General features: G+C 43.3%; 13 protein-coding genes. 9 read left to right on the forward strand and 4 right to left on the reverse strand.

The annotated features are described in order from the left end of the window. The 4 genes from AWV70_RS14100 to AWV70_RS22970 all read left to right on the forward strand — a co-directional run. On the forward strand, window positions 1–280 hold a 280-nt coding region (locus AWV70_RS14100), incomplete at its 5' end, for a hypothetical protein (RefSeq protein ID WP_060208380.1). A 65-nt stretch (window positions 281–345) separates the two neighbouring features. Continuing rightward, complete coding sequence (locus tag AWV70_RS14105) at window positions 346–1,566, forward strand: ATP-grasp domain-containing protein (protein WP_160327665.1); 1,221 nt, start codon at window positions 346–348, stop codon at window positions 1,564–1,566. 36 nt (window positions 1,567–1,602) lie between these two features. After that, a complete protein-coding gene (locus AWV70_RS14110) occupies window positions 1,603–2,013 on the forward strand; it encodes a CotY/CotZ family spore coat protein (RefSeq protein WP_060208384.1) in 411 nt (136 codons plus the stop codon). Between the two features lie 104 nt (window positions 2,014–2,117). Continuing rightward, window positions 2,118–4,283, forward strand: a complete 2,166-nt coding sequence (locus AWV70_RS22970; protein WP_082713635.1) for a YheC/YheD family protein — start codon at window positions 2,118–2,120, stop codon at window positions 4,281–4,283. A 37-nt stretch (window positions 4,284–4,320) separates the two neighbouring features. Here AWV70_RS22970 and AWV70_RS14120 read toward each other — a convergent pair whose 3' ends face one another. Continuing rightward, window positions 4,321–5,547, reverse strand: coding sequence for an ATP-grasp domain-containing protein (locus tag AWV70_RS14120; protein ID WP_153009995.1), 1,227 nt, complete (start codon window positions 5,545–5,547; stop codon window positions 4,321–4,323). A 167-nt stretch (window positions 5,548–5,714) separates the two neighbouring features. Between AWV70_RS14120 and AWV70_RS14125 the strand changes: the two genes are divergently transcribed. The 4 genes from AWV70_RS14125 (at window position 5,715) to AWV70_RS14140 (ending at window position 10,455) form a co-directional block, all read left to right on the forward strand. Next, window positions 5,715–7,106, forward strand: coding sequence for a Mur ligase family protein (locus AWV70_RS14125; protein ID WP_060208390.1), 1,392 nt, complete (start codon window positions 5,715–5,717; stop codon window positions 7,104–7,106). Between the two features lie 138 nt (window positions 7,107–7,244). Next, the gene (locus AWV70_RS14130) at window positions 7,245–7,691 is read left to right on the forward strand and encodes a hypothetical protein (RefSeq protein WP_060208393.1); all 447 of its coding nucleotides are present in this window, start codon (window positions 7,245–7,247) and stop codon (window positions 7,689–7,691) included. Between the two features lie 44 nt (window positions 7,692–7,735). Continuing rightward, window positions 7,736–9,043 carry a YheC/YheD family protein gene (locus AWV70_RS14135; protein ID WP_060208395.1) on the forward strand — a complete coding sequence of 436 codons (1,308 nt, stop codon included), beginning with the start codon at window positions 7,736–7,738 and terminating at the stop codon, window positions 9,041–9,043. A gap of 29 nt (window positions 9,044–9,072) precedes the next feature. Continuing rightward, window positions 9,073–10,455, forward strand: coding sequence for a UDP-N-acetylmuramoyl-tripeptide--D-alanyl-D-alanine ligase (locus tag AWV70_RS14140; protein ID WP_060208397.1), 1,383 nt, complete (start codon window positions 9,073–9,075; stop codon window positions 10,453–10,455). Between the two features lie 262 nt (window positions 10,456–10,717). On the opposite strand, the gene AWV70_RS14145 is transcribed toward AWV70_RS14140, so the two are convergent. The 3 genes from AWV70_RS14145 to plsY form a co-directional block, all read right to left on the reverse strand. Beyond that, window positions 10,718–12,118, reverse strand: coding sequence for a C40 family peptidase (locus AWV70_RS14145; protein ID WP_060208400.1), 1,401 nt, complete (start codon window positions 12,116–12,118; stop codon window positions 10,718–10,720). 234 nt (window positions 12,119–12,352) lie between these two features. Further along, on the reverse strand, window positions 12,353–12,646 hold the full coding sequence (locus AWV70_RS14150) for a HesB/YadR/YfhF family protein (RefSeq protein WP_060208455.1): 294 nt from the start codon (window positions 12,644–12,646) through the stop codon (window positions 12,353–12,355). A gap of 37 nt (window positions 12,647–12,683) precedes the next feature. Then, window positions 12,684–13,286: a glycerol-3-phosphate 1-O-acyltransferase PlsY gene (gene plsY / locus AWV70_RS14155; RefSeq protein WP_060208401.1), complete on the reverse strand. Its 603-nt coding sequence runs from the start codon at window positions 13,284–13,286 to the stop codon at window positions 12,684–12,686. 255 nt (window positions 13,287–13,541) lie between these two features. On the opposite strand from plsY, the gene AWV70_RS24635 reads away from it, so the two are divergent. Continuing rightward, the coding region (locus AWV70_RS24635) for an ATP-binding protein (protein ID WP_235588675.1) at window positions 13,542–13,898 on the forward strand (357 nt) is incomplete at its 3' end.

Raw genomic sequence — 13,898 nt, forward strand, 5'->3', positions numbered from 1 at the left:
GAAAGAAGCGGTCCGTGCCGGGGAAATCGCCTTTCTCACCCACTACTGGCTCGATGATCGTTTCCCAGGCTGTAAAACGGTAACGAAGGTGGGTTGTACGGATCTCGCTAAATTATTCGAATGGGGAAAAAGATACGGGTTGAAGCCTGAATGGATCGACCATCGTGAAGATTATCCTCACTTCGATCTTTTCGGTAAAACTGAGTTGCACGCGTTGCTGGACGCCGGTCTAGTAGAACAAGTGAATCGATTCAACCTTTTGAGTAAGCATGAAGGATAGCCTTCATGCTTATTTATTTTGCCTACATCACTATGGTACATTCGCATACTATTGAAAGAAGAGGATTGTCTTCATGGAAGGATGAATGGATGGGGGCAATTGTGTTTATCGGATCATCAACGACAGGCTCAAGCATGGATGCATTGGCGGCTGCTGGCCGCTTAGGCTACACTGCGATTTTGATAACAGACCGAAAAGCATTTCTGCGAAGGCGGCTTGAAAATGTTCACCTTATTTATATGGAGTCATTGGAAGAAGGAATGATACGGAAACAGCTTTTTCAACTCATTCAATCAGGCCATGATATGAAAGCGATCATCAGTTTTGTCGATCCCTATGTCTCCATGGCAGCAAGACTTTGCAATGAGTTTTGCGGAGCTGGTATTTCTTTCGAAGCCTTACAGCTCATGGAAGATAAAATGACGACTCGTCTTGCATTGCAGCATAACCCGGCGACATGTGACTTTGCGATGATCCCTATTGGAAACCCCGAGTCATCTGTTCAAAACTATCCATTTATCCTAAAAAAAACAGTTTCCAACGGATCGAAGGACGTCTTTCATATTGAAAATGAAAAGGAATTGAACATCACAGTAAAGAAATTGACGAAACATTTGCAGGGGATGCCACTTCTGAAGGAGGAATTCATAGAGGGACCCCAATATGTCATTGAAGTCGTTGTTATTGATGCTTTGCCGATTATCGTAGCGGTTATCCAGCAGGAAATCGTGCAAGATTATACGTTCATCGTCACTGCATACGATGTTGTCATTGGGATGGATGAAGCGGTCTACCGCAGGTTATGGAAAACGATCAATTCAATCATTGCCGAAATTGGCCTCCAACACGGAACTTGCCATTTCGAAATGCGGCTATCGCCAAATGGATGGAAGCTAATTGAGTTGAATCCACGCATTTCCGGAGGCGCCATGAACCGTATGATTGAAGAGGCATTTGGCATCAATTTGGTAATGGAAACAATCAAACTTTACCTTGGTGAAGAACCAAATTTGGTCCGCAAGAAGCGGCAAGCAGTCCATAGTACTTATATTACGATCAATAACATCGGCTATCTCGTGGAGTTGGAAGGTGTCGAACAGGCGGCTTCAAGTCCAGGCGTTGTTGACGTACAAGTGAAACCGTCGATCGGCGCAACAATTATGCCGCCCCTATCGATGGGACACCGGTATGGCTATGTGATGGCAGTCGGTGAATCATCTGAAGAAGCAAGGGAACGAGCTGAAAATGCAGTCCGGTTGATCAAATTCTATATCGAGCCATTTTGAATAGAAGCGTTGTATTGCATAAGGGAGGGGAAAGTGTTGAACACATGCTGTTTATGTGAAGAGATGAAGGAATTATGGAAAGAGCAGCAAATGCTTTCGGAATTCGGAAAAGGATTCCGCTTCGTTCATATGCCAAATCCTAAAGACACAATTCCCTTCATGCTGCAAACAACAGATCAATCGATCCCTTTTACCGCGATGATTGGTGGACATTCCACGCCATACTTCAGATTGGAAAAAATCGACGAGGAAAGTTGCTGTGCACAGTTGTCTATGCTCCTGCCTGTTGATTTAAAGGGCCAACCGGCTATGACTGATCAAGACCTCTACGCATTGCGGAAGACTTCCCATTGCATTCTCGTAAAAATTTGCGGGTTTTGTTCCATCACCCCGCTACCTTCCGAACTTGTCGGACGTACGTTGCCGGTCGTCGAGTCAAAAGTCTAGAAAGGGAGAACTAAATCTACCGCTTGTAAACTCTTGTCCTTATCATTTCGAATGCGCATGAATGTACTAGAGAGAACCGTCAAAAAGAGTAAAGGAGAATGTCCATGACGATCATAGGCATGTTGCATCATCGGAAAGATCCGGACACGGTCATGAAGGCTTATGCATTTGCAGCGGTAGCGCAAGCGGAAGGGGCGACGTTTTTCTATTTTTCGCCCGGAGAAGTGAATTTTTCGAATCGTACAATCAAGGGACAAGTGTATGAAAAAGGGGGATGGAAGTCGAAGGTCATGCCTTTTCCGAATGTCATCTATAACGCGGGCAGCCCTGAGAAGCTTTCGAAATCGAAGGAGACCATCGACAAGCTGAAAGAAGAGATTCCTTTTACGACATATTCGATCGGCAATAAATGGAGTGTAAACCGTCGATTGAAGGAAGCAAAGGATTTTGCGAGTTATTTAATACCTACGGAAGTCGTGAAGAATGTGGATCATTTCTACAAATTCCTTTCCGCCTTTGAAAAAGTGGTCTTCAAACCGATTGATGGACGTAAAGGAAAAGGGATTTTTTTTATTGTGCAAGAAGGTGAACGTTTTTCTGTGCAAGGGGAAGGGACGAACCGGTTCTACGGAAAATCCCAATTAAACGGCTTCATTAAACAGAAATTATCGAAAGAGACATTCATCGTCCAACCGTATATCCAATCGGTAACGAAAACAGGGCAAGTATTCGACTTCAGGCTGCATGTGCAGAAAAATGGGGAAGGCGAATGGGTCATCACGACAATTTATCCGCGAATTGCGCCGCAAGGGTCCATCATTGCGAATATTAATAGTGGCGGCTATACGAACTATTTAGATCCATTCTTGGAACATGAATTCAAGGATGAAGCGTTCAATATCCGAAAAAAATTGGAGTTTTTTTCATTATCTTTAGCGAAGCATTTGGATGAATTGCAAATGGAGAAATACGGTGAGATGATCGATGAAATAGGAGTCGACGTCGGAATGGATGAGCAGCAGAAGCTATGGATCTATGAAGTGAACTGGCGTCCTGGCTGTCCACCGGCATTTTATTTGGAATTGGATGTTGTCAAAAACACGATCAAGTATGCGATGTATATTGCAAAAAATCAAAAGGCAATTCAATTGAAAATCAAGGAAATGAAGCGTAAACGATCAACAAAAGAGAAAGAGACACCGATCATCGCCATTACGGGCAGTGCGGGTAAAACAACAACCAAAGCGTTCCTATCATCGATCCTATCTAAGAAATGGAATGTCTTCGAATCGAAGGACTACTGGAATACGACGGAACATACGAAAAAACACGCTGCGGAAATCAATTCATCCCACCAAGCGGTTGTCCTTGAATACGGGATGGCCTATCCAGGTGTCATCACCGAGCATTGCCGGATCATCCAACCGAATATGTCGATTGTAACGAACGTCGGACTGGCGCACGTCGGGAACTTCAATGGTGATCCGAGAGGAGTTGCGAAAGCTAAGTCCGAATTGATTCATGGGATGGATCAATATGGCGTGCTATGCGTGAACAAGGATAATGATAACTCGCGGTTTTTGGAGAAACGTGAGTTTAAAGGGAAAATTATTACGGTCGGCATTCAAAGACCCGCCGATTATCGTGCGTACGACGTGCAATATACGGATCAGGGCATGAGCTTTAAAATGAAGCTCCATAAAGAGGAAATCGAACTGTTCATCCCGATTTTCGGAGAGCATCACGTGTACAACGCATTATCCGCCATTGCAATCGCAGACCAGCTTGGGTTCTCGCCGATGGAAATCAAGACGGGCCTCCTCTTCAAAAAACCGCCGCGTCGATTGACAATCTATAATTGCAAAGATAATATCACGCTGATTGACGACACTGTCCACTCCCATCCTGAAGGGGTCCGTGCAGCGATCGATGTCCTTATGAACCTTGCAAAGCACCGGAAAATCGCTATCATCGGACAAATGAGGGAACTTGGCGATATCCGCGAGAAGGAATACAAGAAGCTAGGAGACTATATCCAACAGCAAGGGATTGATCTATTGATTACCTATGGGTTCCGGACGGAAGAAATCGGTGCCCAAGCGAAGAAAAAAGGCATGCCAGCAGACCAAATCCATCATTTCACAGACCGGGAAAAACTGCATGCATTGCTGTCAAAACTAATCCGTAAAGACGACACGATCCTTATTAAAGGAGCCAGCAAAACGAATATGTTCGAAACTGTCAAATTTATCGATCAAAACTATAGCTAATCAAAAAAAGGACTCCTGTTCGTGGGAGTCCTCTTTTCTATTCTTTCAAGTGGAATTTAATCTCTTCTGCTGCTTTTTTTGCCAATCCTTTAGCAAGCTCCATTGTCCTTCCTTGCGCAATGATATATGCATATCGATGGCCCATGGACAGCGGCGGTGTCAGTTGTGTCCCTTTTTTCGGTTTTACGTATACCTCAACGACACCAGGGGAATTTCTAGCCCTTTTCTTGCCTGTCACTTTTTCCAAAATGCCTTTCTTCTCCACGATGACATATTGTGTGAATACGAAATTCCGTTGTTTCTGAACTAAGGAAGGACGCTGACCTAAATATAATTTTAAGGTTTCTTCGACCAAGTCAAAACCGAATGCCGCTTTCAGCATATTATTCATCGCACCTCCGGAAATCCGCGGATTGATTTCAATTAAACGCCAGCCATCGTCCGTTTGACGCATTTCAACATGCATCACTCCATTTTGGATGTCGAATTTCTCAATGATGGATTCCAGCACCTGTTTGATGCTGTTATTCAGTTGTTTTGGCACGTAAGCAAGCACGCCATATCCAGTAATAATGAACCGTTTTCCAAATGTGATTTCCTGTTGGATGATGCCGGCGATGTGAAGTTTTCGATCATGGACAATCGCCTCAACTAAGTACTGTTCCCCTTCTATGAACTCTTCGATAATAATGGATTCTTCAGGATTCTTTTCAGTCAATTTACGAATATGCCGTTGTAACTGCTCCAAATCAGTTGCTTGTAGAACATCCTTCGATCCTGTGGAAGAGGCAGACTTTACAATGAGAGGAAATCCAGGCAAGGACTCGAGCGTTTTTGCATTAAGCCTTGCTTTTGGGGATACGGTTATATATTTCGGAGAATACGGAAGTCCTTGTAAAAAAGTCCTCGTCTGTGCTTTGTTTTCCATAATGGCCACCGACTTGTACGATGTACCGTTCGGGCAGAATTCCGCGCATAACTGGCTTGCTTTGGAGACATGTGAGTCTACAAAGCTTGCGATTGTCATAATCACGCTTCCTTTCGATATCAACATACGGATTTCTTTTCGCATCGCAGCAAGCTGCGTCGTGTCGACGAATATCATTTCGTGGACATCTATATATTCTTTCCTTTGCCTGATCTGCTTTTCATTATTCGTGAATAGCACCGTGAAGTAACCAAGCCGTTCAGCAGCCCTGATTGCTTCCCTACTTGAACCGGATTTATTTGTTCCGATAAAAATAATTGTTTTCAACAAGTCCACTCCTTCATAAAAGACAACTCTATATAGGTTATGAAGGAAATAATGCTAGACATGGTTATACATCAGATAGGCGGTAACTATTGCTGTTTTTCCATACACAGGTTTTCCGTACAGGCTATTTACAAGGACAGGGCATACGATAAGAAAGGGGGAAAGGAGTGAATTGAATGAAACCTCTAACGACAGGATATATCCAGAAAATCATATCCGGCAAATTGGTTCGTGGAAAAGATGATCTGCTTATACAGCATGGCGCATACCGTCTGAAACAGGTGAGACATCCCAATACAATCTTATTTTTGCAAAGGAAAATTATTAGATGGGAACGGTTGAAGCCTTACTTTCCGATTACAATCGTGACAGATGTTGAATTGGTTGTAAATGAACAAATGGATGATTTGACAATTATCAAAGTTGACAATCTGCAGGAATCTTATTGGAAATTCATCAACTACTATCGTGCTTCTATCAATATTCCGATAATCGCCGTGACAGGCACATCGGGTAAAACGACGACGAAAGAGATGATTCGCCATTTGTTGTCCATTCAGCGGAAAATCGTCTATACGAACAGTACAAATAATTCAAGGACAGCCCATTTGACTCATCTGCTGATGATGGACGACACGACAGAAGCAGCCGTGTTCGAGACAGCAGTAGGAGCACCGGGCGATATTACGAATGCTGCAGCCTACTTAAAACCGACAATCGGGATCATTACGAATATCGGTGAGCATCACCTCAATTACTGTAAAACATTGGAAGGCTATATCGCTGCGAAAGGGGAAATGTGCACGGCACTACAATCGGATGGAGTCCTCATCATTAATGCAGATGATCCGAACACGAAAAAATTGGATTTGAAGAACTTCAGTGGAAAAGTGATACGAGTAGGCATCCATTCAACTAGTGATTTTAGAGCAAGCGATATTTCTTTTTCTCCTACTGGAATGTATTTGACCCTCGAATACTCGAAAAAGAAATACAGAATGCTTGTTCCAGGGCTTGGTGAACACCAAATATACAATGCATTGGCGGCGATTGCAGCTGTTCACGAGGTCGGAATGGACATTGACGACATTGCTGTCCATTTCAGGACTTTTCAAACGCTGAATAAGCAATTGCAATTTGTTACGGGGTTGAAAGGCGCAACGATCATCGATGATACGTGGAGCATTACAACAACTTCATTGCATGCGGCATTGCAAGTGTTACAGGCAGTCGGGACAGAACAAAAAAAAATCGCCGTCATTGGAACAATTACCGACCTCGGTTCATGGGGCTATACAATTCATGAACGGGCGGGGGACATCATTGCAAATAGCAAGATCGATGTGCTTCTCACGATTGGTAAGCATGCAAAAATAATGGCGGATACGGTTTCTGCAAAAGGCACCCATATAGAAGTTCATTCATTTAATAATCATATTTTAGCATATGAGTTGCTTAAGAAAATTGTAACAAAGGACACCATTGTGCTGATCAAGGGGGATATGTTAAGCGAAACGATCAAAAAGCTGGCAACCCTCTTGAGGAAAAGGGAGCAGATTGACAGTTAATGACTTACAGTTCGTAAATCATAGGGAAAAGCCCGCTTGGATTTATTTTAACTGCGTCATTTGGGACAAACACCAAGCTGCTCCCTTCCTTTAATCAATATAGTAGAGTAATTCAATTCATAAAGGAGGGATATTATTATGGGCATAGAATGTCCGTGCGGTGTCATTGTCAATGCGGTGTCACGAAACCACAATGTTTGTTTTCATGGACATATTGAATCTGTCAAAGGCGACTTGACTTACATGGCAAACGTATGTGTCACCATGTTGGATACATCATCGTTGACTTTGGAGTTTATGGATACGGAGTCGAAGGGGACATCAAAAAGCTTCCTTTTCGAAGCAAAAACGTTCACTTCCGTCACCTGTTGCAGAGATGGGGAAAATTGTGAAGTGACCATCACAGGGACTGGGCTTGTCGATGGTGTACTTTATCCTTTTGAAGCTGTCTTTAGGGAACAGAATACTTTTCCGTATGTAGATAGTGTACGAAGTTTTATCATCAGCCGCTTCTTCAATCAAAATGGTGCGGCACCCGTCACACAAGGCTCAATCATTGCACTCGGTTGTCGGACAGATATCTAACAGATTTGAACTTTTACCTGTTATCTATGAAAGGAGGGTAGAATATGAGAGAAATTAGGGGAAGGTACGGCCAACATAAAATATTGAAAGCAGAACCCGGGATATCAATGCATTTGTTGCCTGCAGATGTACTTACACCTTTGACATTTTCCGATTTTCTAATGAAATATAAATTTATCATCATCAAACCGCTGTTCGGACCGCAGGAAGTCCGCATTATTGCCAGTGATGATGGTATTGAACTGATAGACGACGAACAGATTTTTCATTTTCAAAACAAAGATCAAGCATATGAATATATAACAGAGCATATTTGCAAAGGAAAAAACTATGTCATTCAAGCATTGCTAACTGGGCCTACCACTCTCTCCTATTTCTATTTCACCCTTCATAGAGAATCCGCCGAAGCAAATTGGAAAGTTGTCAAAAGTACGACGGCGGCGGAGACAAGTGTACCCGATAGAGTGAAAGGCCTCGTTAAACTATGGAAGCTTAAAATCCTTTTATTATTTGCCGCGAAAAAACTCGGAGCCGCTTTCCCCAAGTGCCATACGGTCGTTATGAAGGTCGCCAAAAGCCCCGAGGGGAAATACTGGCTGACCGACACGATTTTACATGATCGCAACAGCAAATGGAGCCAGTATCATTCACTTCACAGAAAAAGGGCATTGCGCCCTTTCTTGCCGGCTACTGATTTATGCACGAAAAAGACATTATTTGCATTCTTGAACACCTATTCGAAGGTGGTCATCAAGCCGTGTGTAGGGCAGCAGGGACAGGGGATTGTGAAAATATCGGCAACCGGGGACGCAACTTTCGAGGTTCATGAGATGCAAGGCAAACTGATCAAAACTGATTATGATGAGTTGTTCGAATATATTTTCGAACAATACCTATCGCAAAAAGACTATATTGTTCAGCAACTGATTTCCCTTGCTAAAATCAATGGATGCCCATTCGATATTCGTGTCATCACTCAAAATGTTGAAGACGACGGATGGATTGTAACAGGTGTAATCGTAAAAGTCGCTGCAAAAGGATATTTCATATCGAATCGGGCAGGCAATCTGCTCACTTTGGAGAAGGCGTTATCCTCAGCGGAAATCGGTATTTCAGTTGAGAACGCTGGAAAATGGATTGAAATCATTACGCAAAAGGCATCCAGTAGGCTTAATCAAAACATAGGTGAACTTTCCATTATCGGATTTGACATTGGAATTGATGACAAAGGGGAGATCTGGGTGATTGAAGGAAATTACGTACCTTCTTTGTCAATGTTTTATATGTTCGATAATAACGAAATTCATGAAAGGATTTCGTACTATATAAAGAAGTATAAAAAGAGTGACTGATCGAAATCTGACAGAAGGGAGGAAATGCAATGAAGCCGATAGCTGTTAATGATATCAGGAAAGTACTTGGAGGAAAGATCATCGCTGGACCGGTAAATTGGAAAGTGGAAGATGCCATCTATTACAAGCGACACGATCATACAAGACGGAATTCCCTTCTTTTTGCAAACAGGGGAGATGCCATCAATTGGGGAGCCATTGATAAGAGAGGTCCTTCCCTCATCATCACTGATAAGACCTCTATTGACTTGAATGATATTTTGCCGAATACGACAGTGATGCAAGTGACGAGCCTTGTGCAGGCCTATTGGAAGTTCATCGATTTTTACCGTAATCAATTTCAAATACCGGTCGTGACAATCACAGGAACTTGTGGTAAGACGACAACAAAAGATATGATCAAACATATGCTCTCCGGCTTTTGGAACGTGCATGCGTCGGTCAGCAGTAAAAATGAGCCAAGGCGATCATTTCCTTATTTGATGGGGATTAATGAACAGACGAAAGCAGCTGTATTTGAACACGGTCTCGGCAATTCAGGAAATATTAAGCATCAATGCATGATTTATCAGCCGACGATTGGGATTATCACGAATATTGGCGTTCATCATTTGGATGGATGTGGAAATCTGGAAGGCTATATTAAAGCGAAAGAGGAAATCGTCGGCGGTATAAAAGACGGCGGCACCTTGATTCTGAATGCCGATGATGAAAATAGCAAAAAGCTGAGAATCCAACGATTCAAGGGGAAAATCATTTATTTTGGAACGGATGGAAAATCGGATTTCAGAGCTTCCCGGATCACTTTTGGTGAAGGTGGGATGAATTTCATACTTCATGTGAACCGCTTGAATTATCGCGCCTTTGTTCCGGGATATGGGGAGCACCAAGTGAGCAACGCATTGGCTGCACTTGCAGCGGTCCACGAAATGGGAATCGAACTGAAAGCTGCAATTGACCGTCTGAAAACATATGAGAACATGGATCGACATCTGGAATTTTCAAAAGGGAGAAACGGCAGCACAATCATTGATGATACGTGGACGAATAACCCGACGTCAGTGGAAGCTGCATTAAAAGTGCTCGATTCAATCGGAAAAGGGAAAAAGATTATTCTCATCTTAGGGGATATCAATAGGCTTGGAAATTTCGAAAAGAAATATCACCGGGAAATCGGGAGCATGGTTGCCAATCGGAACATCCATACACTCATCACAATCGGAAAAAAGGCGGAAGAAATTGCGAGGCAAGCGAAGCGTGATGGAAGCTCCGCGAACATAAAGATATTCGAGAATGTAAAAGATATTGGAAATCGGTTGGACCATTTATTCGACGACCAGTCCCTTGTCCTGATCAAAGGCCCCATGTCCAGCCGTGGCATGATCGAATTTGCTAAGTCCTTGAAGCGATAAAGTGAAACTACAATCAGTGGGGGTTCTTTCACCCTCACTGATTAGCTGAACAAAGGCTAAGTTCGCAACGTCCTGTTGCAAAGCCTTTGTGACCTGCTTCCTGCTGGCCCGAACCAATCGGGCATTTACTGGCTGTTGATCCCCCATGAATAATTTTGATTCCTCGCTAATTCTTGGAGTGGGGGTCTTACAGCCAGTTAATGCGGGATGAATGAAAAAGAAGCATCTAACGCCTAAGCGTCATGATGCTTCTTTTCTTTTATTAGTTAAGGACACGGCGTGCTTTTACGAAGTTTTGCGCCGCCCATGTGGAAGATAGGCTTTGTTGTATGACTTTGCCGGAAGTGGAGAGGCTAATGAATTGGTTGCCGCCAATATAAATGCCCGTCTGATTTATGTTCGTTCTTTTATTATCCAAAGAGAAGAAGACAAGATCCCCTTTTTGAAGATTGGATTTCAGGACAGCTTTACCAGCTTTCGCTTGCTCGCTTGCCAGTTTGCTTTTTAAATCGATGCCTTGTTGTTTATATACATAATAAGTGAACCCTGCACCTGTGAATGTCAGTGTGCTTTCATTGTATCCGTATCCGAACTTCACTTTGTTCTTTAAACTGTTTGCGAAATTGACAACCTTATCTCCGGATGCAGTTCCAGTTGAAGGCGTAGACACGGGTGGCTTAGTCGTTGGGTTTGAAGGCTTGGGTACGGAAGGCGTAGCAGCCGTATTATCAGAAAAGACCCTTTTTGCCGTGATAAAATGATCATTATAGTAATCTACAAGTAGAACCCTTGTAATGACGCCGCCTGAATTCGGGAGGATGAGACGATGATCCCCTGCGTATATGGCAACAAGGCTAGGGTTCGTGGATCCTTTCACACTATTGAAGAAGACAAGGTCACCTTTCTTCAAGTTGGAGCGTGAGACAGTCGTACCCTTGCTTTGAAGGTCCTTCAAACTGGAAGCATTCAATGTAACACCGTTATTTTTGTAGATATAGTTGACGAAACCGGTGCTCGTGAACTTTTTAGAGCTTTCATTGTTGACGGAGCCGATTGTCGCTTGATCTTTCAAATCATAAGCGTTACTGACGATTTTGTCTCCTTTTGTTGCCGGGTTGGATGACATCAAGCTAGGGAGGACGCGTCGCGCGCCGATATAGTTCTCTGTATAATACGGTTTGCTATTCAAGTCGGAAATGACGATGTTCTGTTTGGGATCTGCCATATGAATGACCTTGTTATCACCGATATACATAGCGACATGATCTGGATCCTTCGCTGTCGTTTTGCTTCTGAAGAAGAGAAGGTCTCCTTTTTGCCATTGCCCTTTCGTAACTGGCGTTCCTTGCTGCATCATGAAATTTTCATTGTACGTAGCAAGATCGACGCCGTTTTTTTCAAATACATACATAAGGAATGTAGCGCAAGAAAACTTATACGGGTATGTAGGTTTGTATACAGCCGTACTATATGTCGATTTTCCGATCAGGCTTTTAGCTGTTTGAATCAATTGCTCCGCTTTTGCTGCAACCGCCTGTTGAGATGTTTGAGAAGTTATCGTCGCAGCAGAAACCGTTTGTTGGGATTGATCGAATGATGGCACTGCCAAGGAGCTGACACTGACACAAGTGATGAGTGCTGCTGATAGTAGTTTGCGTTTCATAATGAACCTCCTGAGATTAGTAATGTCTTACCTGAGATTGATAGTAGCATGGATTAAGAAGGAGGTCGGGAGGGAATATTTGCCGGTAAACATAGAGACTCGCGGGACGTCAAGCCAGCAAAAGACTTATCGGACTTCTTTACAAATACATTACAGCGTAATATTGGGAAATTGCGGAATAACAAAAGCGGAGGGCTCGGAGTCTAGACGTAAAAAAAGCGTATGGCTTAGCCATCACGCTTTTTTGTAAGTATATACAAGTTCATTCAACTTCTGATTGATATCTACATGAAGATCATGTTCATCGAAAAACCAGTAATCCCTATCTTCAATATAAAAATGAACACCTGAGATTTCTGTCTCGACCGCCGCCTCGTCGGGCGACTCTTTCATAATCCCGAGCGAGAATCCATCATGCAACGGGCTGGACCCGCCATATCTCGCGAAAAACTTAATGTAATCGCCGGATTCGGCTTCCATTTCATCTCTAAACCATTGCAATGCATCATCCGATAAAACGATTTTCATTTCAATATCCCGCCTTTCGGTTGCTGCTATCATTGTATTACAACCACTTCACTTTTGGCTCAGTTCCCGCTTTGATCCTAGCAATATTCGCCCTATGCCTATAGAAAATGAAAACACCCATCAGACCGACGATGATCATTAAATAGAAATCGCCTGACCATAAGTAGAAAGCGATACAATAAATGAATCCGACAACCGCCACAATCATCGACGAAAGGGAGACCATTTTCGTGATTTTCAACGCAATGAGGAAAGTAAGGAGTACAATGATGAAGATTGGCCAGTTATATCCAAGCAGAACACCGCCTGAAGTGGCGACAGCCTTGCCGCCTTTGAATTTCGCAAAGACAGGGAACATATGGCCTATGACAGCGCAAACACCGAGAAGTAGCGGATGGATGCCTGTCGCATCGAAAAATGGCAATAAAACGAGAAGTACCGCAGCCGTCCCTTTTAAAATATCGAGCATCGTGACGATAAGCCCAGCCGTTTTTCCAAGAACTCTGAACGTGTTCGTGGCACCCAAATTTCCGCTGCCATGCTGCCTGACATCCGTATTGTAGAACAATTTGCCGACCCATAATGCCGATGGGATGGAGCCGAGTAAATAAGCGATTAGAATGAGAATGATAATTTCCATGACGCTCCCCTTTATAAGTAGTGAATAGTTATGTGTTTCAAGTTTAGCAGAACAGATGAATGTCGACAATGGAATGTGTGAAGTTCTGAAGATAAGCCGATTGTCTAGATTTTCCTCATCTCATTGCATTCAGGCGGTTTCTTCTATACAATTAATTGAGCGAGCTTCCTGAAACGTTGATTTGACAAGCTTTACAGGAAGCGATACGATAGTATACAAAGAAAAAGAGAACATTCGTTTGATGGGGGTTGCGATTTGACGAAGAAAGAAGAAATTTACACATATGATGATGATTCGATACAAGTGCTGGAAGGCCTTGATGCTGTACGGAAACGCCCAGGGATGTATATCGGTTCTACAGATTCACGGGGACTTCATCATCTTGTCTATGAAATCGTCGATAACGCAGTTGACGAAGCGCTTGCTGGATTCGGTTCTGAAATTGACGTTACGATACACAAAGACGGCAGCATCGGCGTACGAGATTACGGACGCGGAATGCCGACGGGAATGCATAAAATGGGTAAACCTACGGTAGAAGTCATTTTGACCGTCCTTCACGCAGGCGGGAAATTCGGGCAAGGCGGATACAAGACGAGTGGCGGCCTACAT

It is taken from the genome of Sporosarcina koreensis (assembly GCF_001531445.1).
Lineage (GTDB): Bacteria > Bacillota > Bacilli > Bacillales_A > Planococcaceae > Sporosarcina > Sporosarcina koreensis_C.

Bases quoted from the DNA above. Each gene is read 5' to 3' on its own strand.
- AWV70_RS14150 (WP_060208455.1), bottom strand. From the start codon at position 12,646: ATGAAAATCGTTTTATCGGATGATGCATTGCAATGGTTTAGAGATGAA.
- AWV70_RS14145 (WP_060208400.1), bottom strand. From the start codon at position 12,118: ATGAAACGCAAACTACTATCAGCAGCACTCATCACTTGTGTCAGTGTC.
- plsY (WP_060208401.1), bottom strand. From the start codon at position 13,286: ATGGAAATTATCATTCTCATTCTAATCGCTTATTTACTCGGCTCCATC.
- AWV70_RS14135 (WP_060208395.1), top strand. From the start codon at position 7,736: ATGAGAGAAATTAGGGGAAGGTACGGCCAACATAAAATATTGAAAGCA.
- AWV70_RS22970 (WP_082713635.1), top strand. From the start codon at position 2,118: ATGACGATCATAGGCATGTTGCATCATCGGAAAGATCCGGACACGGTC.
- AWV70_RS14125 (WP_060208390.1), top strand. From the start codon at position 5,715: ATGAAACCTCTAACGACAGGATATATCCAGAAAATCATATCCGGCAAA.
- AWV70_RS14130 (WP_060208393.1), top strand. From the start codon at position 7,245: ATGGGCATAGAATGTCCGTGCGGTGTCATTGTCAATGCGGTGTCACGA.
- AWV70_RS14140 (WP_060208397.1), top strand. From the start codon at position 9,073: ATGAAGCCGATAGCTGTTAATGATATCAGGAAAGTACTTGGAGGAAAG.